Origin of the sequence: Streptomyces sp. NPDC005408 (assembly GCF_040606445.1) — a bacterium.
Taxonomy (GTDB): Bacteria; Actinomycetota; Actinomycetes; order Streptomycetales; family Streptomycetaceae; genus Streptomyces.
The window spans coordinates 118,107-139,741 of sequence record NZ_JBEXEX010000008.1; the positions used below are offsets into that span (position 1 = coordinate 118,107).

The 21,635-nt window shown below is 71.5% G+C and carries 20 protein-coding genes; 10 read left to right on the forward strand and 10 right to left on the reverse strand.

Going from position 1 to position 21,635, the window contains the following annotated elements; genetic code table 11:
* Nucleotides 1-7 precede the first annotated feature (7 nt).
* The 3 genes from ABZS64_RS11050 to ABZS64_RS11060 are packed head-to-tail and all read left to right on the forward strand — an operon-like array spanning nt 8 to nt 2,561.
* On the forward strand, nt 8-529 hold the full coding sequence (locus ABZS64_RS11050; RefSeq protein WP_355826340.1) for an O-acetyl-ADP-ribose deacetylase: 522 nt from the start codon (nt 8-10) through the stop codon (nt 527-529).
* Between the two features lie 49 nt (nt 530-578).
* Nucleotides 579-2,054 carry an AlkA N-terminal domain-containing protein gene (locus ABZS64_RS11055; RefSeq protein ID WP_355826343.1) on the forward strand — a complete coding sequence of 492 codons (1,476 nt, stop codon included), beginning with the start codon at nt 579-581 and terminating at the stop codon, nt 2,052-2,054.
* A 12-nt stretch (nt 2,055-2,066) separates the two neighbouring features.
* Nucleotides 2,067-2,561 (forward strand): methylated-DNA--[protein]-cysteine S-methyltransferase, encoded by a 495-nt coding sequence (locus ABZS64_RS11060; protein WP_355826346.1) that lies wholly within the window; start codon nt 2,067-2,069, stop codon nt 2,559-2,561.
* On the opposite strand, the gene ABZS64_RS11065 is transcribed toward ABZS64_RS11060, so the two are convergent.
* The 6 genes from ABZS64_RS11065 to ABZS64_RS11090 all read right to left on the reverse strand — a co-directional run bounded on the left by ABZS64_RS11065 (nt 2,558) and on the right by ABZS64_RS11090 (nt 9,026).
* Nucleotides 2,558-3,304 carry a Sir2 family NAD-dependent protein deacetylase gene (locus ABZS64_RS11065; protein WP_355826349.1) on the reverse strand — a complete coding sequence of 249 codons (747 nt, stop codon included), beginning with the start codon at nt 3,302-3,304 and terminating at the stop codon, nt 2,558-2,560. The genes ABZS64_RS11060 and ABZS64_RS11065 overlap by 4 nt on opposite strands.
* Nucleotides 3,305-3,703: 399 nt before the next feature.
* Entirely contained in the window at nt 3,704-4,363 is a 660-nt protein-coding gene (locus ABZS64_RS11070) for a hypothetical protein (RefSeq protein WP_355826351.1), read from the reverse strand.
* Nucleotides 4,332-5,870, reverse strand: coding sequence for a hypothetical protein (locus ABZS64_RS11075; protein WP_355826353.1), 1,539 nt, complete (start codon nt 5,868-5,870; stop codon nt 4,332-4,334). Before ABZS64_RS11075 ends, ABZS64_RS11070 begins: the two co-directional genes overlap by 32 nt.
* Complete coding sequence (locus ABZS64_RS11080) at nt 5,870-7,051, reverse strand: FAD-dependent monooxygenase (RefSeq protein ID WP_355826356.1); 1,182 nt, start codon at nt 7,049-7,051, stop codon at nt 5,870-5,872. Before ABZS64_RS11080 ends, ABZS64_RS11075 begins: the two co-directional genes overlap by 1 nt.
* 304 nt (nt 7,052-7,355) lie before the next feature.
* Nucleotides 7,356-7,847, reverse strand: coding sequence for an NUDIX hydrolase (locus tag ABZS64_RS11085; RefSeq protein WP_355826359.1), 492 nt, complete (start codon nt 7,845-7,847; stop codon nt 7,356-7,358).
* A 102-nt stretch (nt 7,848-7,949) separates the two neighbouring features.
* A complete protein-coding gene (locus tag ABZS64_RS11090) occupies nt 7,950-9,026 on the reverse strand; it encodes an ADP-ribosylglycohydrolase family protein (protein ID WP_355826361.1) in 1,077 nt (358 codons plus the stop codon).
* Between the two features lie 211 nt (nt 9,027-9,237).
* Between ABZS64_RS11090 and ABZS64_RS11095 the strand changes: the two genes are divergently transcribed.
* Nucleotides 9,238-10,353 (forward strand): glycerate kinase, encoded by a 1,116-nt coding sequence (locus ABZS64_RS11095; RefSeq protein WP_355826592.1) that lies wholly within the window; start codon nt 9,238-9,240, stop codon nt 10,351-10,353.
* Between the two features lie 85 nt (nt 10,354-10,438).
* On the opposite strand, the gene ABZS64_RS11100 is transcribed toward ABZS64_RS11095, so the two are convergent.
* Complete coding sequence (locus ABZS64_RS11100) at nt 10,439-11,296, reverse strand: ATP-binding protein (RefSeq protein ID WP_355826364.1); 858 nt, start codon at nt 11,294-11,296, stop codon at nt 10,439-10,441.
* Between ABZS64_RS11100 and ABZS64_RS11105 the strand changes: the two genes are divergently transcribed.
* The gene (locus ABZS64_RS11105; RefSeq protein WP_355826366.1) at nt 11,283-13,616 is read left to right on the forward strand and encodes an FtsX-like permease family protein; all 2,334 of its coding nucleotides are present in this window, start codon (nt 11,283-11,285) and stop codon (nt 13,614-13,616) included. The genes ABZS64_RS11100 and ABZS64_RS11105 overlap by 14 nt on opposite strands.
* Nucleotides 13,617-13,637: 21 nt before the next feature.
* On the opposite strand, the gene ABZS64_RS11110 is transcribed toward ABZS64_RS11105, so the two are convergent.
* The gene (locus ABZS64_RS11110) at nt 13,638-14,831 is read right to left on the reverse strand and encodes a helix-turn-helix domain-containing protein (protein WP_355826369.1); all 1,194 of its coding nucleotides are present in this window, start codon (nt 14,829-14,831) and stop codon (nt 13,638-13,640) included.
* Nucleotides 14,832-14,990: 159 nt separating this feature from the next.
* Between ABZS64_RS11110 and ABZS64_RS11115 the strand changes: the two genes are divergently transcribed.
* From ABZS64_RS11115 to ABZS64_RS11135, 5 genes are read left to right on the forward strand one after another with little or no spacing between them, the layout of a single operon-like run.
* A complete protein-coding gene (locus ABZS64_RS11115; protein ID WP_355826372.1) occupies nt 14,991-15,797 on the forward strand; it encodes an ABC transporter ATP-binding protein in 807 nt (268 codons plus the stop codon).
* 29 nt (nt 15,798-15,826) lie between these two features.
* Nucleotides 15,827-16,657 carry an ABC transporter ATP-binding protein gene (locus tag ABZS64_RS11120; protein WP_355826374.1) on the forward strand — a complete coding sequence of 277 codons (831 nt, stop codon included), beginning with the start codon at nt 15,827-15,829 and terminating at the stop codon, nt 16,655-16,657.
* Complete coding sequence (locus ABZS64_RS11125; protein WP_355826377.1) at nt 16,654-17,544, forward strand: branched-chain amino acid ABC transporter permease; 891 nt, start codon at nt 16,654-16,656, stop codon at nt 17,542-17,544. Before ABZS64_RS11120 ends, ABZS64_RS11125 begins: the two co-directional genes overlap by 4 nt.
* Nucleotides 17,545-17,575: 31 nt before the next feature.
* On the forward strand, nt 17,576-18,664 hold the full coding sequence (locus ABZS64_RS11130; RefSeq protein WP_355826595.1) for a branched-chain amino acid ABC transporter permease: 1,089 nt from the start codon (nt 17,576-17,578) through the stop codon (nt 18,662-18,664).
* A gap of 2 nt (nt 18,665-18,666) precedes the next feature.
* Nucleotides 18,667-19,932: an ABC transporter substrate-binding protein gene (locus ABZS64_RS11135; protein WP_355826380.1), complete on the forward strand. Its 1,266-nt coding sequence runs from the start codon at nt 18,667-18,669 to the stop codon at nt 19,930-19,932.
* A gap of 72 nt (nt 19,933-20,004) precedes the next feature.
* Here the strand turns inward: ABZS64_RS11135 and pssA are convergent, their stop codons facing one another.
* Complete coding sequence (gene pssA / locus ABZS64_RS11140; RefSeq protein ID WP_355826598.1) at nt 20,005-20,862, reverse strand: CDP-diacylglycerol--serine O-phosphatidyltransferase; 858 nt, start codon at nt 20,860-20,862, stop codon at nt 20,005-20,007.
* Nucleotides 20,855-21,502 carry a phosphatidylserine decarboxylase gene (locus ABZS64_RS11145; RefSeq protein ID WP_355826382.1) on the reverse strand — a complete coding sequence of 216 codons (648 nt, stop codon included), beginning with the start codon at nt 21,500-21,502 and terminating at the stop codon, nt 20,855-20,857. The genes pssA and ABZS64_RS11145 overlap by 8 nt, the downstream gene beginning before the upstream one ends.
* Nucleotides 21,503-21,635 lie beyond the last annotated feature (133 nt).

Consider the following 21,635-nt stretch of genomic DNA (forward strand, 5'->3'; position numbering starts at 1 on the left):
TGAAGCCATGGTCGAGATCACGCTCGTGCGCGGAGACATCACCCAGCAGCATGTCGATGCCATCGTGAACGCCGCCAACTCCTCGTTGCTCGGCGGCGGTGGCGTCGACGGAGCCATCCACCGCCGCGGCGGCCCCGAGATCCTCGCGGAATGCCGCGCTCTGCGCGCCTCGCACTACGGCAAGGGCCTGTCCACCGGACAGGCCGTCGCCACCACCGCGGGCCGCCTGGACGCCGCCCACGTGATCCACACGGTCGGCCCCGTCTGGTCCCGGCAGGAGGACCGTTCCGGCCTTCTGGCCTCCTGTTACCGTGAATCGCTGCGCGTGGCACGGGAGCTCGGGGCCAGGACCGTCGCCTTCCCGGCCATCTCGACCGGCATCTACGGCTGGCCGATGGACGACGGCGCTCGGATCGCGGTCCGTACGGTCCGCGAAGCGGCCGCCGCGCCCGTCACCGAGGTGCGTTTCGTGCTCTTCGACGAGCACGCGCACAAGGAATTCGAGACCGCCCTGGCAGCGCAAGGTTGATGTCGTTTTCTCGCTAGCACCGGCCGTGGTGGTGCCGGATGCTTGAGCCATGCACACCGACACCGAGCGCTGCGTACGCGCCGTCCAGTCGAAGGACGCCCGATTCGACGGCTGGTTCTTCACGGCCGTGCTGACCACGCGGATCTACTGCCGCCCCAGCTGCCCGGTGGTGCCGCCGAAGGTCGAGAACATGACCTTCTATCCGAGCGCCGCCGCCTGCCAGCAGGCCGGTTTCCGGGCCTGCAAGCGCTGCCGCCCCGACACCAGCCCCGGCTCCCCGGAGTGGAACGCCCGCGCCGACGCCGTCGCACGCGCGATGCGCCTCATCCGCGACGGAGTCGTCGACCGCGAGGGAGTACCGGGCCTTGCCGCCCGCCTCGGCTACTCCACCCGGCAGATCGAGCGCCAGCTCCTCGCCGAGCTGGGAGCAGGACCGCTGGCCCTGGCCCGCGCGCAGCGCGCCCAGACCGCGCGCCTCCTCATCGAAACCACCCCGCTCCCCATGGCCGAGGTCGCCTTCGCGGCCGGTTTCGCCTCCATCCGCACCTTCAACGACACCGTCCGCGAGGTCTTCGCGCTCGCCCCGAGCGAGCTGCGCGCCCGCGCAACCCGCAGCCGTACCGCACCCCCGCAGACCCCCGGAGTGATCTCCCTGCGGCTGCCGTACCGGGCGCCGCTCAACCCCAGCAATCTCTTCGGGCACCTCGCCGCCACCGGAGTCCCCGGTGTCGAGGAGTGGCGGGACGGGGCGTACCGGCGGACCCTGAGCCTCCCGTACGGGCACGGCATCGTCGCTCTCACCCCGCAGCCCGACCACATCGCCTGCCGGCTCTCCCTCACCGACCCGCGCGATCTGACCATCGCGATCAGCCGCTGCCGCTGGATGCTCGACCTGGACGCCGATCCGGTCGCCGTGGACGACCAGCTGCGTACGGACGAGCTGCTCGCCCCGCTGGTCAACAAGGCGCCCGGCCGACGCGTGCCGCGCACCGTCGACGCGGCGGAGTTCGCGGTGCGGGCAGTGCTCGGCCAGCAGGTCTCGACGGCCGCGGCCCGCACCCACGCGGGCCGCCTGGTCACGGCTCACGGCGAGGCGATCGAGGACGTCGAGGGCGGACTGACGCATCTCTTCCCGTCCTCCGAGGCGCTGGCGGCGCTCGACCCGGAGACCCTGGCCCTCCCCGGAACCCGCCGTACCACCTTCATGACCCTCGTCGGGGCGCTGGCCGACGGCTCGCTGCAGCTCGGCATCGACAGCGACTGGGACAAGGCCCGCGCCCAGCTGACCGCCATGCCCGGCTTCGGCCCCTGGACGGTCGAGGTGATCGCGATGCGCGCTCTGGGCGACCCGGACGCGTTCCTGCCCGGCGACCTCGGGATGCGGCGCGCCGCGGCCGAGCTCGGTCTGCCCTCGACCCCGGCGGCGCTCACCGAGCGCGCCGCGGCCTGGCGGCCCTGGCGGGCGTACGCCGTCCAGTATCTGTGGGCCACCGACGATCACCCCATCAACCGCCTCCCCGCATAAGGAAGTTCAGCCATGACCAAGCAGCACACGGTCGTCGACAGCCCGTACGGCCCGCTGACCCTCGTCGCCACCGACGGAGCGCTGAGCGGCCTCTATATGACCGAGCAGCGTCACCGGCCCGACGAGGAGACCTTCGGCGAGGAGGACCCCGCTCCCTTCGGCGAGGCGATCCGCCAGCTGGAGGCGTACTTCGCCCATGAGCTGACGGAGTTCGACCTGCCGATGCGGCTGCACGGAACGGAGTTCCAGCAGCGCGTCTGGGAGCAGCTGCGGCAGATCCCGTACGGCGAGACTCGGACCTACGGCGAACTGGCCGAGGCGCTCGGCAATGCCGGAGCATCCCGCGCGGTGGGTCTGGCCAACGGCAAGAACCCGATCGGGATCATCGTCCCGTGCCACCGGGTCATCGGCTCGTCGGGCAGCCTCGTCGGCTACGGCGGCGGGCTCGACCGCAAGCAGCGGCTGCTGGCGTTCGAGTCCGGCACGCCCGACGACGCGCTGTTCTAGCCGGAGCTCCGCCCCGCCGCCCGGGCGAGCCGCTCCAGCAGCGCAGGCAGCGCCGTACCGATCGGGTCGCGGACGATCTCGTCCGCGAGTTCGTCGTACGGCGTCGGCTCGGCGTTGACGATGATCAGCCGAGCCCCGTGCTCGGCGGCGATACCGGCGAGCCCGGCGGCGGGCTGGACCTGGAGGCTGGTCCCGACGGCGATGAAGACCTGGCATGCCTTGGTGATGGCGACCGCCTCGCCAAGTACCACGGGGTCGAGCCGCTCGCCGAACATCACCGTGGCCGACTTAAGGATGCCGCCGCACTCCAGGCACGGCGGATCCTCCTCACCGGCCTCGACTCGCGCGAGCGCTTCCTCCATCGGTGCCTTGGCGTGGCACTTGGTGCACACCACGGTCCGTGCGGTGCCGTGCAGTTCGAGTACCTTGCGAGCGGGCATCCCGGCGAGCTGGTGCAGCCCGTCCACGTTCTGCGTGATCACCCGCACAGGCAGCTCCGACCGCTCCAACTCGGCCACAGCCCGGTGCGCGGCATTCGGCTCCGCGTGGAGAGTCCGGTTCTTCCGCCGCATCTGCCACGACCGCCGCCGGATCTCCGGATCGCCCATGTAGTACTCGTACGTCACGAGCTTCTCGGCCTCCGGATCCCGCCGCCACAGCCCGTTCGGGCCGCGATAATCAGGGATCCCGGAATCGGTGGAGACACCGGCTCCACTGAGGATGGCGACGAGAGGCATGCTCATGGGCCGAGGGTAGGACGCCTGTCCGCACGGGGCGAACGGATATCGGGGCGCGACCATCGCCACCTCCTGCTGACGGGGAACTCCTGGCGGCGTCCCTAAGGAACCCGCCAGGGCCTCCGGTTGGAGCGGCACCGTTGTGTGCCGACACCGCTCAGGCGGTGGCCGTGTCAGGGTGGCTGGCGATTTACTGACAGCCCGTGTCGTCGATCTCGAACCGCCACTGATTGTCGACTCAGCCCCGCGGCTTTGTGGCGCCGGATCCCGACGAGGACACGGAAGCCGTGCTCGCAAGGCATTGGCAGATGCAATACGACGTAACCATCCCGGGACCTGCGTGTTCGCAGGAACAGCTGGACAGTCATAAGGGCAGGCGTGACGTACCAATTGGCGGTAGTAGTTTTAACTGCCCGTCGCCCATCGCACCCCTGCCACAACCCCCAACACCAAGGCCGGCACCACCCGGTCCTGGATGGCCTCCTCCACCATGCCGCGTTGTTGGTCGGTGAGGTGGTCGGGGTCGTAGCCGAGGACCTCGGCGCCGCGTCGCACCTGGATGGCGATGGGCCCCATGGATGTGTTGTCGGGGTCGCCGGCGAGACGCCACGGCAGGGTCTCGGGGGCGATTGGGCTCAGCGGGGAGTCCGCCTGTTCGCGGATGGTGTCGGTCAGGTCGTCGAGGATTCCAGGCTGCCCGCCGATCTCCTGCCAGGCGATACCGGCGACCATGTCCGGCGGCAGCCCCGAGTTCAGCGCCGCCGCCTTGATGATCTCCTTGTTCGCCGCGATCCACTCGGCGCGCTCCTGGGCATTGGAGGGCGGGCTCCAGTAACTGTCCTTCGCCCCGGGGAGATTGGCGACTTGGAGTCGGATGTCGCGCAGAGTTGGAGAGACGATCTCATTGCCAGCGATGGGGTAGTAGTCCTGTTTGGGGCCGCTGCCCGGTAGCCGCGTCAGCGGGTTCGCGCTCGCCTCGGCATCGGGGGCGTCCGAGTCGCCCGTGTGCTTCTGGTGGAGCCGGCGCGGCCCGTCAGTCCTTCGGCCTCGCCGACGTTTTGGCACAGAGATACGGACGCGCGAGCAGCAGGCCGGTGCCGGTCAGGGCGATGCCGAAGTACACCGGCGCGAGGTGGATGAAGTCCGTGTAGTGGATCGCGCCGTGCACGACGACAGCCGGCAGGAAGCCGGCGGCCGCCGCCGCTGCCAGGGTCCAGAACACCCACGTCTCACCCCGCCGCCAGCCCCACGCGCTGAGCAGAGTGATCGCCACCGCGGCGGCCATCAGGGCGCCTCCGAACCCCGCGCGGTCGTGGGCGACGAACGGCACAAGCCGGGGATTCGCGATTTCCAGCGTCTGCGCGCTGGTGCCCAGGAAGGCCAGGTCGGTCGGCACGAAGACATCGGTCAGACCGACCACCGAGATCACCGCTCCGCCGACGAACAGCCCCCCTCCCGAGACGATCAGCAGCAGCTGGCCGGCCAGCGCCCGTCGGCGTTCCGGCTCCGGCCCCTCGGGCGCCAGTCGCCACCGCGGTGCGTGCGGGGTCCGACGGACCGCGACCACGAACATCGGGAACAGCACGATGGTGGTGGCCGTGTGCAGGGGTTCCACGAAGCCGGTGGCCAGGAAGTAGAACAGGGTGGGGAAGCCGATCGCCCCCGAGAGCAGGTACACCTCGCGGGCCCAGGGCCAGCCGCGTCTGATCCCGCCCACGGCGAGGCCGGTGTAGAGGGCGCCGATCGCCACCATCGTGCCGGCCATGGTGATCCGATCGTGCTGGAGAAAGTGCACGAGGTGGTGATTGGCGGCATGCATGTCGTGCAGCGTCATGCCGAGGTAGTCGCGGTCGTACCAGAGCAGCACCGGCCCGAGCGTGATCGCCGCGGCGCCGAGTCCGGCGCCCGTCATACCGAGCCCGACGAGCAGCGCCCACCACCAGGCGGGCCAGCGTCGGGGATCGCGACCGACGTCCCGTAGCACCGGAGCGGGCGCGGTGGGCGTGACTGCCTCGGCGACCCGTGCGAACCAGCCGGGTCCGGCCGCGACGAGCACCCCGGGCCGGGCGAGCACGACGGCGCCCGGTTCTTCGAGCGCGGCGGCCGCGGCGGTGACCGACGGGTCGGACATGTGGACTACGTGCGGGTCGTCGCCGCTGGTGAACCCGTCGACATGGGGTCTGAGGGCGGCCTCGGCCTCCGGATCGCAAGCGCGGACGACCATCGGGATCGAGCGGCCGGCAGCGGCCTCGCGTACGGTCTCCGCGTCGGCCGCCGAGACGGGTGCCACCTCGATGACACCAGCCCCGAGCGGGGGCATGGCGCGTAGCGCTTCGCGGGCGAGCGAGGGCGGGACGGATATGCCGAGGCGGACGGTAACGGGCACACCGGCGATCTCGCCGGCGAGCCGCTCTGGCGGACGGCGGTGGCCGAACGACCGAGCGATCAGCCGCGCGCCGACGGGACGGGAGCCGATCGAGGCCAACAGCCTCAGTGCGGTCCGCTGCGAACGGCGCCGGCCCAAGACGGCGGCGGCCGAGCCGCGCAGCGGGTGATAAGTCCAGTCCGGCATCAGTGGCTCTCGCTCTCCGTCGCGGTCACCCGGTGACCGGGCGCGGTCCAGCCGAGCACCGACGTCATGGAACGCAGCGGCGCCCGCGGCGGCATCAGCCGGGCGGCCGTGTCGCGCAGCAGCACCGCGGGCGGCCACGACAGCTGGCCGACTGCGCCGAGCCGGGCGGAGCGGCGTGTGATGGCCTGGGTCCGCGGACGCCGCAGCAGGTCGTACGAGCGGAGCGCGGCGGCCACGTCCGGGGTGCCGTCGAGGCAGTGGGCAAGGGTGACTGCGTCCTCCAGCGCCTGGCACGCGCCCTGACCCAGATTGGGGGTCATGGCATGGGCCGCGTCGCCCAGCAGCGCGACCCGGCCGTGGACGAAGGAGGGCAGCGGCGGAAGGTCGTACAGATCGTGTCGGAGCACCGCGTCCGCGGGGACGGCGTCCAGCAGGGCGGGGATGGGATCCGGCCAGGACCCGAACCGGCGCAGCAGTTCGGCGTACTCGGACGAGCCGGTGGCCGTTCCCGCCGGCAGCGACGCGGTCGCGAAGCAGTACATCCGCCCGCCCGGCAGCGCCGTGTAACCGAGCCTCGCCCCGCGGCCCCAGGTCACCGCACCCTCGGAGGGCGGCCCGGCGAGGGGCTCGGTGACCGTGCGCCAGGCGGTGTAACCGGCGTACCGGGGGCCGGCCGCGTCGGGCCACAGGGCGCGGCGGACCGCACTGCGCAGCCCGTCGGCACCGACCACGAGGTCGGGCCGGGACTCGCCCCTACGGTGATCGACGACCAAGCGGTGGCCGTCGTCGCGGACCGCGGACACCTCGCTGCCCGACCGCAGGCTGTCGGCGGGCAGTGCCTCGGTGAGCGCCCGCAACAGGTCCGCGCGGTGCACGACCACCAAGGGATGGCCGAAGCGGCGCGCCAGCTCCGCATTGTCCGTACGGGACAGCCAGCGGCCCTGGCGGTCGCGTACGCCGCCTGCGGCCTCGACGGCGCCGAGTGCCCGGACGGCGCCGTCCAGGCCGAGCACCTCGAGCGCGCGCAGCGCGTTCGGCCACAGGGAGATGCCGGCGCCGATCTCAGTGAACTCTGCAGCCCGTTCCAGCACCTCGACGCGCCAGCCCCGTCGGTGCAGGGCGATGGCCGCCGCGAGGCCGCCGATCCCGCCGCCGATGATGGTCGCGGCGCGCTCCGGCATGGGTCCTCGCTCTGGGTTCGGGGGCGCCGCCCCAGTCAAGTGACCGTCGATCCGGTGCCCGAGCGGCATGCGACGCAGCGCAGGTCCGGCCGAGCAGCGCCTCATAGCAACATTTCGACAGACGCCTGTCAACGTGCGTAGCTACCGCGGCCAGACCCGGTGAAGACGCGTTGACGGAACACCTGTGTCCGTGGAGATTCCGGCGCCGCCGAGGATCGCGACGAGAGTCATACCGCGAGCGTACGCAGCGGGTCCTCGCCGCCGCGAGCCGATTTGGCCCCCGGCCTCCGAGAGCGAACAGGGCTCAGGCGGGCGGCAGTCCGTTCTCCAGCTCCACCGTCCCGCTGCCCTTCTCCAGCGCCTCGAGAGCGGCCAGCACACGGTGTCCGAGCGAGCCAAGGAGGCGCTCGGGGATCTCGTCACGGGACACCAGCCGCCAGGAGACCAGCTCTTCCTCCTGCAGCTGGATCGCCTCGAACCGCGCCTCGCTCAGCACCCCGCCGTCGTACACATACGCGGCGATCGGCGGCCGAGCCGCGCCCTGCACCCAGTCGACCGCCAGCAGCACGCCCGGCTCCACGTCGAGCCCGATCTCCTCGAGCGTCTCCCTGCGCGCTGCCTGCCGCGGTGTTTCGCCCAGGTCCGACTCGACGGTCCCGCCGGGCAGAGCCCAGCCCTCGCGGTAGTTGGGCTCGACGATCAGCACACGCCCCTGGCCGTCACGGATGAGAAGCGCGGCACCGGCGAGGATGCGGGGCAGGGACGCGATGTACGTGGCGTAGTCAGAGGTAGTCACTCGGGGAAGCGTAACGGGGGTGAGGGCGTCAGCCCTTGGTGCGCGGAGGGTGTTTGCCGGTCGATGGGCTCCGGAGCTGGGCATCGGCCTGTGTGGCTCGCGTCAAGCTGCGGAGAACGCCGCCAACCGCACCGTACGCTCCGCCAGTTCGCTGATCCGAACGCCGTCGAATCCGAACACCGCGCTGCGCACCCGGTCCTCCAGCGGCTCCGTCCACTGCGCGGGAATGGCGGCCGCTCCGCACAGCACACCCGCCACCGAGCCCGCCGTCGCCCCGTTGGAGTCGGTGTCGAGGCCGCCGCGGACCGTGAGGGCGATGGTGGAGCTGAAGTCGCCCGCGCCGTACAGCAGTCCGGCCGTGATGACGGCGGCGTTCGGAACGGTGTGGATCCAGCCCAGGCTGCCCGTCTCAGCTGCCAGTTCGGTGAGCGTGTCGGCCCAGGACGTCCCGGAGGCGTGCAGGGCGACGGTGTGGCGCACCGCGCGGGCCAGGCGGCAGCTCGCGGGGATACGTTCCAGAGCCGACTCGATCGCCTCGCGCGGGGTTTTCGCGGTGAACGCGGCGGAGATCAGGGCGGCCGCCCACATCGCTCCGTACACGCCGTTGCCGGTGTGCGACAGGACCGCGTCGCGGCGGGTGAGCGCGGAGGCGCGGCGTGGATCACCGGGGCAGGTCCAGCCGAAGATGTCGGCGCGGATGAGGGCGCCGATCCACTCCTGGTAGGGATTGTCGTGCGTGGCGCTCAGCGGGGGCCTGAGGCCGTTCGCGAGATTGCGGTAGGCGGCCCGCTCTGCGGTGAACGTCTGCAGGATCGGCAGGTGCAGCAGCCAGGCCTCGCCCACCTGCTCGGTGGTGAACCCGAAACCATGGCTCTCCAGAAGATGCAGCCCGAGGATCGTGTAGTCCACGTCGTCGTCCCGGCAACTGCCGTGGATCCGGCCCCGCACGCACTGGCGCCACTCGGGACGCAGCTGGAACTCGCCCTCCTTCACGTCCGGCGGCGGCCCGGGGAGGTAGTCGGTGAGCGGCAGTGCGTCGGTGCGGCGCAGATAGCGGTCGATACGGTCGCGGGTCCAGTGGTCGCCGTTCTCCACGGGCTTGCCGAGCATGTTCCCGGCGACTCTGCCCAGCCAGCCGCCGAGGATCCTGTCGGCGAGGTCGGGTTGGTGTAGGCCCATACGTCCGGTTTACCGAATGGGCGCCGGAACCGCGCGGTGGTGCGCCAGTTTATACGGCTCCGAGGCCCCGGGCGACGGGACAGTGCCCCACTGTCATGCGAAATGTCAGGCCATGATGGGGTGGCACGGGATCTGATCGTCCGGATAAGGTCATGTCGGCGCGACTGCCTGTTCGAAAGCAAGGGATAGCAAGGTGACGGACGGAGCAGTTATTCAGCCTGCGCGTGTGCTCGTTGCGGCTGACAAGTTCAAGGGTTCGCTCACGGCCGTACAGGTCGCGGAGCGGGTCACCGCAGGTCTCCAGCGGGTCGTACCCGGTCTGGCTGTCGAGACCCTGCCCGTCGCGGACGGCGGCGACGGCACGGTCGCGGCGGCGGTCGCGGCCGGGTTCCAACGCCGCGAGGTCCGGGTGACCGGCCCGCTCGGCGAGCCGGTCACCGCGGCGTACGCCCTGCGGGAGGGCACCGCGGTGGTGGAGATGGCGGAGGCCTCGGGCCTTCAGCACCTCCCGGCGGGCGTCTTCGCTCCCCTCACCTCGACGACGTACGGCTCCGGCGAGCTGCTGCGCGCCGCACTCGACGCGGGAGCCCGGACGATCGTCTTCGGCGTCGGCGGCAGCGCGACGACGGACGGCGGCGCGGGCATGCTCGCAGCGCTCGGCGCGCGCTTCCTGAACGCAGACGGCGAGCCGGTCGGCCCGGGCGGAGGCGGCCTTCGCGACCTGGCGTCCGCGGACCTGTCCGGCCTGGACGCCCGCTTCAAGGACGTGGACCTGGTCCTCGCGAGCGACGTCGACAACCCGCTGACGGGGCCGAAGGGCGCGCCCGCGGTGTACGGCCCGCAGAAGGGCGCCACGCCCGAGGACGTCGCCACGCTGGACGCGGCGCTCGCGCACTACGCCTCCATCCTCGGCCCCGAGCAGGCCGACCTGCCCGGCGCGGGGGCGGCGGGCGGCATCGGCTACGGCGCGCTGGTCGCCCTCGGCGCGAGCTTCCGGCCCGGTATCGAGGTCATGCTCGACGTGCTCGGCTTCGCGCCGGCGCTGTCCCGGGCGACCCTGGTGATCACCGGCGAGGGCTCCCTCGATGAACAGACCCTCCACGGCAAGGCCCCCGCGGGCGTCGCGGCCGCGGCCCGCGCGGCGGGCATCGAGGTGGTCGCGGTCTGCGGCCGCCTGGCCCTGCCTCCCGAGGCGCTGGGCCGGGCGGGCATCCGCAGGGCGTATCCCCTGACGGCGCTGGAACCGGACCCGCAGAAGTGCATGGCGGAGGCGGGGCCGCTGCTGGAGCGGGTGGCTGAGGGGATTGCGCGGGACTTCCTGCTGTAGCGGTCCGGGAGTGCGGGGGCCGGCGCCCCCGCATCCCGAGCGCCGGCTGCTCCCGGCGCACTCTGCGGGCGCGGCCCCCTACCCGCTAATCGGTGAGCGGAAGCCGGACGTGGAACTCCGCTCCGTCGGGGGAGTCGGCGAGCCAGGCCCGGCCCCCTTGAGCTGTCACCACGTCGTGGACGATGGCCAGTCCGAGTCCCACCCCGCCGCTGTACCTGTCGCGGGCACCCTGGACCCGGAAGAAACGGTCGAAGACCCGCTCCCGGTGCTCCGTCGCGACTCCGGGGCCGTCGTCGGCCACGACGAGCTCTGCCGCGGCCTCGTCCGCGGTGAGGGACACCCGGACCACGGAGTCCGCGTGGCGCTCCGCGTTGTCGAGCAAGTTGCGGACCACGGCGCGCAGTTGCTCGGCGGGGCCCCGCATCCGCACGGCGGACAGCCCGGACAGGTCGACGCCGACCTCGCCCCTGGCGCGGATCGCCTCCGCCTCCAGCAGCACCAGCTCGTCCAGGTCCACTTCCGAGATCTCCCCGGGGTCCTGGGCGGCGCCGATACGCGAGAGCGTCAGCAGTTCCTCGACCAGCCGGTCCAGCCGGTCGGTCTCGCGGTGCACGTCCCGCGCGAGGACGGGCCAGTCGGTGCCCGCGGGGTGCGCAAGACCCACCTCCGTGCGTGCCTTGAGCGCCGCCAGCGGGCTGCGCAGCTCGTGCGAGGCGTCACTGACGAACTGCCGCTGCCGCTCGCCCGCCTGCTGGAGGCGCTCCAGCATCGCGTTCATCGTCCTGGCCAGCCGTCCCAGCTCGTCGGTGCCAGGGGGCTCGGGGACCCTGCGGTCGAGCTCGCTGGAGGTGATCTCCGCGACCTGCCGGCGCATGGCCTCCACCGGCCGCAGGGACCGGCCCACCAGTAGCCATGCCGTGCCGCCGACGATGAACAGGAGCACCGGGCCCGCGACGAGCAGGGCGGACAGCGCGGCCCGGACGCCTTCGTCGACCGGTTCGAGAGCTGTCGCGGGCTCGCCCGGCTTCGGCGGGGCGGCCCGGGTCTCGATCGACCTGCGCGGCGACGTCGCACCGCTGGGCCTGTCGCTGCCCGTCGCCGGGCGCGCGGACCTGCGTGACGCGACGACGTGGTTCGCGATCCCTGCGGGCGATGTCCAGGGCGACATCGCGGAGGTCCCGCGCTCGATCGTGGTGGACTACGACACGTTCCGGCACGCGATCCTGCCCGCCGCCCGCAAGGCACTTGGCGGCACCACCGCCGTCACCAACCCGGGCTTGTCCGAGCTGCCGCCCGTCAGCCTCGAATCGCATGTGGCCGTCGACCACCGGGCCTACCCCTCCGACCCCGGCGCTGCCGAGGTGTGGTCGGGAACGCTGCGCAGATCGCTCGAGCGGCGGGCTCCCGGCGAGACCGTGGTCGCCGACAACGCCGCCGAACCCCTCCTCGAAGCGGGCACCGACGCCACCAACGCCAGGACGCTGTTCTTCCTGCTCGGCGTCCCGGGTGTCCTCGTCGCCGCCGCGCTCGGCCTCGCCGCGGCCTCGGCCCTCGCCGAAGCCCACCGCCGCGAGGAGGCGCTGCTACGGCTCCGCGGCGCGTCGGACTCCCACCTGGTCCGGCTTGCCGTCGGCCAGGGAACGCTCGCCGGAGTGGCCGGAACCGTCATCGGCCTGGGCGCCGCCGCACTGACCGTCTCCGGCGTCATCGGACACCCGGTGTGGCGCGAGATCCCAACGGGTCAGCTGGCGCTCACCGTTGTGCTGTCCGCCCTGGTGGGGACGATCGTCACGGCCGCCCGCCTCGTTCCCCTGATCCGGGCCGGTCGCAAGGCGGCCCTGGTGACCGATCGCCGCCTGCTGGCGCCCCCTCGCCCGCCGCTGTGGCGCCGAGCGCACCTGGACATCGTCGCGGTGTGCGCCGGGCTGGCCATCCTGGCCGGAAACCTGCTCGTGGGCGGGCTGAAGCCGGCACCGGTTCAGGGCCCCGCGCTGGCTCTGGCCTTCTATGTGCTCCTGGCGCCGCTCGCGCTCTGGCTGGGGACGAGCCTGCTCACCGTCCGCGGCCTGCTCTGGCTGCTCGCCCGGTACAGCCGTCCCGAGCGGCCACGCCCCCTGACGACATGGCCGGCGACCGCCCTTCGCTGGCTCGGCCGCCGTCCCGCGCGCACCGCCGCGGCCCTGACGCTCGGCGTGCTCGCGGTCGCGTTCGGAACGCAGACCGCCACGTTCGCCGCCACGTACCGCACGGCCACCCATGCCGACGCCCGGGCGGCGTTCGGTGCCGACCTGCGGCTGACCCCGACCACCGAACGGGTCCAGCCCCCGCCCGACCCGGGACCCGATGTCCGCGACGTAACGCCGGTCCACTCGATCCCGGCCCGCGCCGGCAGCGACCGCAAGACGATCATGGCGGTCGATCCGGGCTCCTACCGCTCGGCCGCCGCCATCGCGCCACAGATCACACGTGGCGGAGGGCTCGACGCACTGGCCCGGCAGGCGTCCGGGGTGCTCTTGGCGCAGGAGATCGCCAAGGACTTCGGTGTGGCCCCCGGCGACACGATCCCCGTCACCGTCTTCCCCGACGACCTGGATCTGTCGCAGAAGGTCGATCTGCATGTGGTCGGCGTGTACCGGGCGTTCCCGCCCACCGACCCGCTCTCGGAGATGGTCGTCAGCACGTCGACCGTGCCCCGCCCGGTGCCGCCCCCCGACTTCTACCTGGCCCGTGTGGCGTACGGGCACAACGCCGACGAGGTCGCCTCCCGGCTGCGGCACGAGGGAAAGCCCGCCGACTACTCGGTGTCCACGCTCGCCGACCGCATCCGTCAGCAGCAGCGGGGCCTGACCGCGCTCAACCTCGACGGCCTCAGCCGCATCGAAGCGGTGTCGTCCGCCGTGATCGCCTCGGTGGGGGTCGGAGTGCTCGGCGCGTTCCTGGTGATGGAGCGCAGGAGGGAGTTCGCCGTCCTGCGCACGGTCGGCGCCGACACCCCGCGCACGCTCGCCGGTCCTCTCGCCGAGGGCGCGGTGGCCGTGGCAGGCAGCCTGGTGATCGGCATCCCGATCGGCCTGGGCCTCGGAGTGCTGTCGGTGCGCGTCCTCAGCCTCTTCTTCGCCCTGCCCCCGCCCCTGGCCACCGTGCCGTTCGGAGCGCTGGTGGCCCTCGTCGTCCTGGTTCCGGCGATCTCCGCGCTCGCGCTGGGACTGGCGCTGCGCAGGGTCGACCGGATCGAGGTCACAGCCCTCCTGCGTGAGCCGTGACGTACCGCCGCCCGCATTCCCTCACCCCAGGCGAAACGCGTCCAGCGCCAGCGTCATCTCGATCAAGTCCCGTGGACGCCCCAGTGACCTCGACGTCAGTTGTTCCAGCCGGCGCAGGCGGTTGAACACCGTGTTCCGGTGGCAGTACAGCCGCGTCGCCGCCCTCCCCGCCGAGCCTCCGCAGTCCAGCCACGCGTCCAGCGTCTCCAGCAGCACCGCCCTGTCCGCCGGGTCCAGGTCCAGCAGCGGGCCGAACACGTCCGCGATCAGGCGGGCCGCCAGTTCTGGCTGGCTCACCACCAGGGCCGTGGGGAGCCGTTCGTCCAGGCGCACGATCCGGTCCGCGTCCGGGCCGCACGTACGCAGTGCTGTCTCCGCCAGGCGCCGCGCCAGGCCCAGGTCCGCAAGCTCCGGCACCACCGGGCTGATTCCGCCGGGGCCCTGGCCGTGCCGGTGAAGCACCTCCGACAGCTCCGTCAGCCCCACCCCGTCCGCCAGCGCCACCACCGCGACCTCGTAATCCGTACGCATCCGCCAGAAGAACCGCAGCCCCTCCGCCACCGCGACCCGGTGGAACGGCTCACGCCCTGCCGCGCGCTCCACCCTGACCACGACCACCGCGTACCGCCCCTGTTCCGGCAGGTCCAGCCCCGCCGCCACGCTCGCCGCCAGGCCCGGCGTCGACCGGCCCTCCAGGAGCGCGTCCAGCAGGGCCTGCACCCGCTCGTCGCTGCGCCGCTGCATCTCCTGCTCCGTGCCGCGGTACGCGTCCGCGACCGTTGACGCCTGCCGGTCCACCCCCGCCCACATGTGGGACGCCAGATGCACCAGGACGGGCAGTGACTCCGGGTCCTTGTCCGAGACGATCTCCAGGAGCTCGTCCCAGACGAGATACCCGGCATGCCGGTACGCGTACAGCACCAGATCGAGCGGCAGCCCCTGCTCCGCACGCCGCCGGCCGAGCCGTTCCGCGTACTGAAGGTCCCGCCGCGGCGCCGAACGCGTCGCGGCCAGCGCCTCGATGCCGTACCGCATCGCCTCGTTGATCTGCTGCCAGTGTTCGTCCCGCGGCACGGCGAGGTCGAACTGCGGTGAATGGGCCTGAAGTTCGTCGATGAGCAGGTCCGTCAGATGCGGCACGCGCTCCAGCAGCACCTGGGCGGCGCTCACCAGGACGGACCACTCCCGCTCGGTGCGCGCTCTGTGGCCACCCATGACCGGTGAGGATGCCAGCCCTTGTGCCGGTGCACAATGCGCGCGCCGCACCGCTGGTCATGCGCAGCGATTCAGGCATACCGCCTGGACGGTACGTGTGACCGGTGCTGGTGTGTGCCCCCATAGGGCAATTTCGAACAAGCCCGGAAAGGGGTCCACATGGCTGCCACCTCGCTCGAAGTGCGGGCACTGTCCGTCGGCTACGGGCCGGTACGGGCACTGCGAGACGTCTCCGTCGATGTGCCGGAGGGCGCGATCGTCGCCGTCCTCGGCGGCAACGGTGCCGGCAAAACGACCCTGCTGCGCGCCGTCTCCCGCACCCTCGGCTTTCAGCGTGGCCGCGTCACGTCCGGCAGCATCAGTGTCGACGGCCGTCCGCTGGAAGGGCTGAGCGCGGCCGCGGTCGTCGCCGCGGGCGTCGTCCAGGTCCCGGAAGGGCGGCAGGTCTTTGCGCGGATGACGGTCGCCGACAATCTCCGGGCGGGTGCGCTGGGCGCGACCGGCGGACGCCGGGCGAGTGCCGAAGCTCTCGCCCGGGTGCATGAGCTCTTCCCCGTCCTCGCCGACCGCGCGCACCAGCGTGCCGGACTGCTGTCGGGCGGCGAGCAGCAAATGCTCGCGATGGGACGGGCGTTGATGGCCCGGCCACGGCTTCTGCTGCTCGACGAGCCGTCGCTCGGCCTCGCCCCGCTGATGGCGGCGCGTATCGCCGAGACCGTGCAGGAGATCAACGCCGCCGGCACATCGGTCCTGCTTGTCGAGCAGAACGCGGCGATCGCGCTGCGGCTGGCCTCGACGGCGTACGTACTCGATGTCGGCGAGGTCGCCCTCTCGGGCCCTGCGGACCAGCTCGCCGCCTCGGACGAGGTGCGCCGCCGGTATCTGGGTGTGGTGGACGAGGACGCGGCTGCGGACGCGTCCCGCGCGGAAGCCGAGGCGCCGACGCTGAGCAGGTGGTCGGCGTGACTGCACCCGGTCCCGCCGGGGAGGGCCCGATGAACCCCACCGACACCGCCCTCATCGGCCCCGCCTCCGACCCCGCCCCCACCGCTGCCGTCCCCGCCCTGACCGTCTCCGACCTCACCGTCCGCTTCGCCGGGCTCACCGCCCTCGACTCCGTCTCCTTCACCGTCCAGCCCGGCAGCGTCCACGCCCTCATCGGCCCCAACGGCGCAGGCAAGTCCACCTCCTTCAACGTCCTGTCCGGCGTCTACCGGGCCACCTCGGGCAGCGTCCGTTTCGGCGAGAGCGAGCTCACCGGGCTCCCTCCCGACCGCATCGCCGCCCTCGGCATAGCCCGTACCTTCCAGAACCTCGCGCTCCCGCCGCACGCCACCGTCGCCGACAGCCTGCTGCTCGGCCGGCACCGGCTCACCCGCGCCGGGTTCCTCGCCGCCGGGCTGCGGCTGCCGTCCGCCGCACGCGAGGCGCGTCAACACCTCGACCGGGTACGGGAGATCGCGGAGTTCACCGGAATCGGCGGCGATCTGGACCGGCCCGCGGGAGCACTCCCGTACGGCAAGCAGAAGCTCGTCGAACTCGGCCGCGCCCTGTGCATGGAACCGCGGCTGCTCCTCCTCGACGAACCCGTCGCCGGGATGACCGCGGACGAGCGGCACCGGACTGCCTCCGTCATCGCGGGCGTACGCGACAGCCTCGGCATATCCATCGTGCTCGTCGAACACGACATGGGGGTGGTGATGCGGCTCGCGGACGCCGTGACCGTACTCGACTTCGGGCGCCGGATCGCCGACGGCACCCCCGCCCAGGTACAGAGCGACCCGGCCGTCGTACAGGCCTATCTAGGAACGGAGGCCCAGGCATGACGACCTTCACCGAACTACTCCTCGGCGGACTCTCCATCGGCTCCGTCTACGCGCTGATCGCACTCGGCTTCGTCGTCATCTTCAAGGCCACCGAAGTCGTCAACTTCGCCCACGCGTCCCTGCTTCTTGCGGGCGGCTATGTCACCGCCGTACTCCACGACGACATCGGTTTCTGGGGCGCGCTCGCCGTCGGCATCGCGGGCGCGGCCCTCGTCGGCGCGGCCGTGGAGTTCCTCGTCATGCGCCGCTACCGGGGCTCCGACCACAGCGTGCTGGCCATCGTCACCATCGGCGTCGACATCCTCCTGACCACCGAACTCACCCGCCGTATCGGCACGGACGTCCTCGCGATGGGCGACCCGTGGGGAGACCGCGTCGTCACCATCGGGGACATCACCATCGCGCAGACCCGCATCGCCGCGTTCGTTTCGGCGGCCCTGCTCATCACCGTGTTCCTGCTCGCGTTCCGGTACACCTCGTGGGGCGTGGCGATGCGGGCGGCGGCCGAGAATCCGCAGACCGCGGCGCTGATGGGAGTACGTCTGGGCCGGGTCTCGCTCGCCGCCTGGGCCGTCGCGGGCGCGCTCGCCGCGGTCGCCGCGCTCTTCCTCACCGTCTTCCCGACCCCTGGGCTCGAACGCGCCACCTCACTCGCCGCACTCAAGGCCTTCCCGGCGGCGATCCTCGGCGGGCTCGACTCCACCACCGGCGCGCTCGCGGGCGGTCTGATCGTCGGTGTCACCGAGTCCTTCGCCACCGGCTACCAGAGCGAACTGTCCTTCCTGGGCCGGGGGATCGGCGATCTCGCGCCGTATCTCGTGATGGTGCTCGTCCTGCTTCTCAGGCCGGCCGGACTCTTCGGCACAAAGGAGCCGGCCCGTGTCTGAGACGCTGAAGAACCCCGAAGCAGAACAGGCCATGAGCCTCAAGACGTACGTGAAGAGCCCCAGGGCGTACGTGAAGAGTCCCAAGGCGTACCTCTGGATCGCCGGCACCATCCTGCTCCTCGCCCTGCCCTTCTACCTCGACCGCTTCTGGCTGCAGGCCGGACTCTTCGCGATGGCCGCCGCGATCGGCGCGATCGGCATCAACCTCCTCACCGGCGCCACCGGGCAGCTGTCCATGGGGCACGCCTTCTTCCTGGCGGTGGGCGCGTACAGCTACTGCATCCTGGCGGGCGGCAGCGGCGTGGAGAACGGTCACAGCCTCATCGGACTCGGACTCCCGACCTGGCTCGCCGCCATCCTGGCGGTGATCGTCGCGGGCGCGGCAGGCGGCCTGTTCAGCCCCATCGCGGGACGGCTGCGCGGCGCGTATCTCGGCATCGCCACGCTCGCGCTGATCTTCATCGGTCAGCACGTCCTCTTCAACGCCCGTGATCTCACAGGAGGATTCAACGGCCGGGCGGTCCCGCCCCTCTCGCTCTTCGGCATCGACTTCGACGACAGCGAGACGGTCATCGCAGCGGTCCCTTTCCAGTCCGCCGAGAAGCTCTGGTACGTGGCACTGCTCGCCCTCATCGGCTGCGGTCTCTTCGCCCGCGGAGTGCTACGAGGCCGCCCCGGCCGCGCCATGAACGCCATCCGCGACCACCGCATCGCCGCGGGTGTCATGGGCGTCCCGGTCGCCCGCTACCGGGCCGCCGTCTTCGTCCTGTCCTCGATGTACGCGGGACTCGCCGGTGTACTGATCGCCCTGGTCTTCCAGCGCACCGTCCCCGAGTACTTCGGCGTGATCCTTTCCCTCGAATACCTCGCCATGATCGTGATCGGGGGCCTCGGCACGGTCGCCGGCGCCGTCGTCGGCGCGGCCTTCGTCTCCCTGCTGCCCCAGCTCCTCACCCACTACAGCGACACCCTCCCGCTGGTCTCCGCCCCCGGCACGGGCGGCGTCGCACCCGGGGAGGCATCGCGCTATCTGTACGGCGCCGCGGTCGTCGCGGTCGTCCTCTTCCTGCCCGGCGGACTCACCCGTCTCATCACCTCACGCAAGACCCCTCGGGAGTAGACATGAAGCCACGTCTGTACGCGGCGGCGCTGGCCGCCGCCCTGACCCTGACCAGCGCCGGCCTCGCCGGATGCAGCTCCAAGGCCACCGACGGCGGCGGCGATGAGAAGGATGCCGGAGGGGTGAAGACCGGCGAAGGCGTCACGGCCAAGACCATCAACCTTGGCGTGCTCACCGACATGACCGGCGTCTACGCCTCGCTCGGCAAGAGCGTCACCCAGGCGCAGCAGCTCTGGGCGAAGCAGACCAACGCGGCCGGCGGCATCTGCGGCCGGACCGTCGAGCTCACCGTCCGAGACCACGGCTACGACCCGCAGAAGGCCGTCGCCGCGTACACCGAACTCGAACCGAAGGTGCTCGGCTTCGCCCAGTTCATCGGCTCGCCCTTCGTCGCCGCGGTCAAGGGCCGTATCGACGGCCAGGACAAGGCACTCGTGGTGCCGCAGGCCTGGTCGGCATCGCTGCTGGGCAGCCCGTACATCCGGGTCGTGGGAGCGACGTACGACATCGAGACGATCAACGCGGTCGACTATCTGCTCAGCCAGAAGCGCATCGCCAAGGGCGACAAGATCGGTCATGTCTACTTCGAGGGCGACTTCGGGGAGAACGCGCTGAAGGGCTCGAAGTACGCGGCGCAGCAGGCCGGTCTCACCATCGTCGAGCAGAAGATCAAGCCGACCGACAACGACATGTCCGCCCAGGTCGCCGCGCTCAAGAAGGCTGGCGTCAAGGCGGTCATCATCAGCGCCGGGCCCCGTCAGGCGGCCTCGCTGGTCGGCGTCGCCGCTGCGGGCGGCTTCAAGGTCCCCATGATCGGCAACAACTCCGCCTTCGCGCCGCAGCTGCTCGCCACCCCGGCGGCGCCCGCGCTGACGAAGGACTACTACGTCGCCGCCTCCACCCTCCCCATCGGCGACCCGGGCACCGGCCCGGCCAAGCTCGCCAAGGAGTACAAGGCCGCTTACCCCAAGGACGGCCTCGACAACGGCGTGGTCGCCGGCTACACGGCGGCGAGCGTCTACGGCGAGGTGCTGAAGAAGGCCTGCGCGGCCAAGGACCTGACCAGGGAGGGCATCGACAAGGCGCTGCTGACGCTGTCCTCGTACGACAGCGGCTTCGGCATCACGCACGACTTCTCGGACCCCGCGGTGCCGTCGACCCGGCAGAGTCTCATTCTGAAGCCGGACACGAAGGTGCCGGGAGGCCTGAAGGTGGTGCGGCCCGCGACCGTGGCGAAGGCGGCGGAGTCGTACAAGGCCGGTGGCTGATCCGCTTCCCTGGACATGACGAGGGCCCGGGTGCGGATCGCACCCGGGCCCTCGTCATGTCTACGCACGGCGCTACGGCAGCTGAGCCGCCCTGGCCTCACGGTTCTCACGACGGTTGTCGCGGAACGTGTTCACACGCCGCGCCGTCGCGAAGAGCGGAATCGTCGCCGCCATCACGATCTGCAGCGCGCAGCCGGTCTGGAGCAGCACCTGACCGCCCGGAGCGTCGAACGCCCACGCCGCCAGCATCCCCATCGCGGAGACGATCCAGCCGAGCATCGCCACCGCGAGGACACCCCGCGGCTTGGGGTACTCGACCCGGCTCACCATCAGCCATGCCGTGCCGATGATCGCCAGCAGCGTCGGGATGAACGGCAGCTCGAGCAGCACGATCGAGACGACCGTGAGCGCTCCGAAGGGGCTCGGCATGCCCTGGAACATGCCGTCCTTCATGGTCACGCACGAGAATCTGGCGAGCCTCAGCACCACTGCGAGCAGCACGACGATCGCGGCCACCGCCGAGACCTTCTGCTGAGCGTCGTCCGCGACCATTCCGTACACGAGGACGAAGTAGGCCGGGGCGAGCCCGAAGCTGATCAGGTCGGAGAGGTTGTCCAGCTCCGCGCCCATCGGCGAGCTGCGCAGCTTGCGCGCCACGAGCCCGTCGCAGAGGTCGAAGATCGCGGCCAGCAGCATCAGGATCACGGCGGTCGCCGCGCTGTTGCGCGCCATGCCGCTCTCGTTGCTGCCGGTGAGGTGCGGGATCAGGATTCCGGTGGTGGTGAAGTACACCGCCATGAAGCCGCACGTGGCGTTACCGAGCGTGAGGGTGTCCGCTATCGACAGCCGCAGAGAGAGGGGCATCTCCTCCGCGTCGTCCTCGGTCTCCGCCTCGGGGACCCAGCCCGCCTGAGTGTCCGGATCAATCACGGTCAATTCGAGTCACCCCCGCGGTCGTGGTCTGACCGACCTCGACGGCGACGTCGACACCTTCCGGAAGGTAGATGTCAACGCGCGATCCGAAGCGGATCAGACCAATGCGCTCGCCCTGCTCGACCTTCGTCCCCTGGGGGATGTACGGCACGATGCGGCGGGCGACGGCACCCGCGATCTGCACCATCTCGATGTCGCCGAGCTCGGTGTCGAAGTGCCAGACAACGCGCTCGTTGTTCTCGCTCTCCTTGTTGAACGCCGGCACAAAACCGCCGGGTACGTGCTCGACGGATGTCACCGTGCCCGCGAGGGGAGCGCGGTTCACGTGGACGTTCAGCGGGCTCATGAAGATCGCGACGCGGGTGCGCCCGTCCTTCCACGGCATGATGCTCTGCACCACACCGTCGGCGGGCGAGATGACGCGGCCCGTGGCGATCTCGCGCTCGGGGTCGCGGAAGAACCACAGCATGCCCGCCGCAAGCGCGGTGGCGGGCACGGCGATGGCCGCCGCGCGCCGGGAGCGGCGCGAGCGGGCCAGGCTGAGTGCAGCGGTGGCGACGGTCGGCAGAAGCCACGGCGATGCTCCGCGCGCGAGGCGGACGCGGCCGCGTGGTGCAGAGGTTTGGCTGTGGGGCATGGATGACCTTCGTAGCGGATGATGCCGCGCTGGCAACAGGGGGACGGCGGCTTTCGGGCGATGCTATCGGTTGCGAGCCGCAACTGGGAAAGCCAGAAGCCGAGTCGGCGGCCGGAAGACGATAACAGGGTGT

Bases quoted from the DNA above. Each gene is read 5' to 3' on its own strand.
- ABZS64_RS11050 (WP_355826340.1), top strand. From the start codon at position 8: ATGGTCGAGATCACGCTCGTGCGCGGAGACATCACCCAGCAGCATGTC.
- ABZS64_RS11055 (WP_355826343.1), top strand. From the start codon at position 579: ATGCACACCGACACCGAGCGCTGCGTACGCGCCGTCCAGTCGAAGGAC.
- ABZS64_RS11060 (WP_355826346.1), top strand. From the start codon at position 2,067: ATGACCAAGCAGCACACGGTCGTCGACAGCCCGTACGGCCCGCTGACC.
- ABZS64_RS11065 (WP_355826349.1), bottom strand. From the start codon at position 3,304: ATGAGCATGCCTCTCGTCGCCATCCTCAGTGGAGCCGGTGTCTCCACC.
- ABZS64_RS11075 (WP_355826353.1), bottom strand. From the start codon at position 5,870: ATGCCGGACTGGACTTATCACCCGCTGCGCGGCTCGGCCGCCGCCGTC.
- ABZS64_RS11080 (WP_355826356.1), bottom strand. From the start codon at position 7,051: ATGCCGGAGCGCGCCGCGACCATCATCGGCGGCGGGATCGGCGGCCTC.
- ABZS64_RS11090 (WP_355826361.1), bottom strand. From the start codon at position 9,026: ATGGGCCTACACCAACCCGACCTCGCCGACAGGATCCTCGGCGGCTGG.
- ABZS64_RS11105 (WP_355826366.1), top strand. From the start codon at position 11,283: ATGAACAGGAGCACCGGGCCCGCGACGAGCAGGGCGGACAGCGCGGCC.
- ABZS64_RS11110 (WP_355826369.1), bottom strand. From the start codon at position 14,831: ATGGGTGGCCACAGAGCGCGCACCGAGCGGGAGTGGTCCGTCCTGGTG.
- ABZS64_RS11115 (WP_355826372.1), top strand. From the start codon at position 14,991: ATGGCTGCCACCTCGCTCGAAGTGCGGGCACTGTCCGTCGGCTACGGG.
- ABZS64_RS11120 (WP_355826374.1), top strand. From the start codon at position 15,827: ATGAACCCCACCGACACCGCCCTCATCGGCCCCGCCTCCGACCCCGCC.
- ABZS64_RS11125 (WP_355826377.1), top strand. From the start codon at position 16,654: ATGACGACCTTCACCGAACTACTCCTCGGCGGACTCTCCATCGGCTCC.
- ABZS64_RS11130 (WP_355826595.1), top strand. From the start codon at position 17,576: ATGAGCCTCAAGACGTACGTGAAGAGCCCCAGGGCGTACGTGAAGAGT.
- ABZS64_RS11135 (WP_355826380.1), top strand. From the start codon at position 18,667: ATGAAGCCACGTCTGTACGCGGCGGCGCTGGCCGCCGCCCTGACCCTG.
- ABZS64_RS11145 (WP_355826382.1), bottom strand. From the start codon at position 21,502: ATGCCCCACAGCCAAACCTCTGCACCACGCGGCCGCGTCCGCCTCGCG.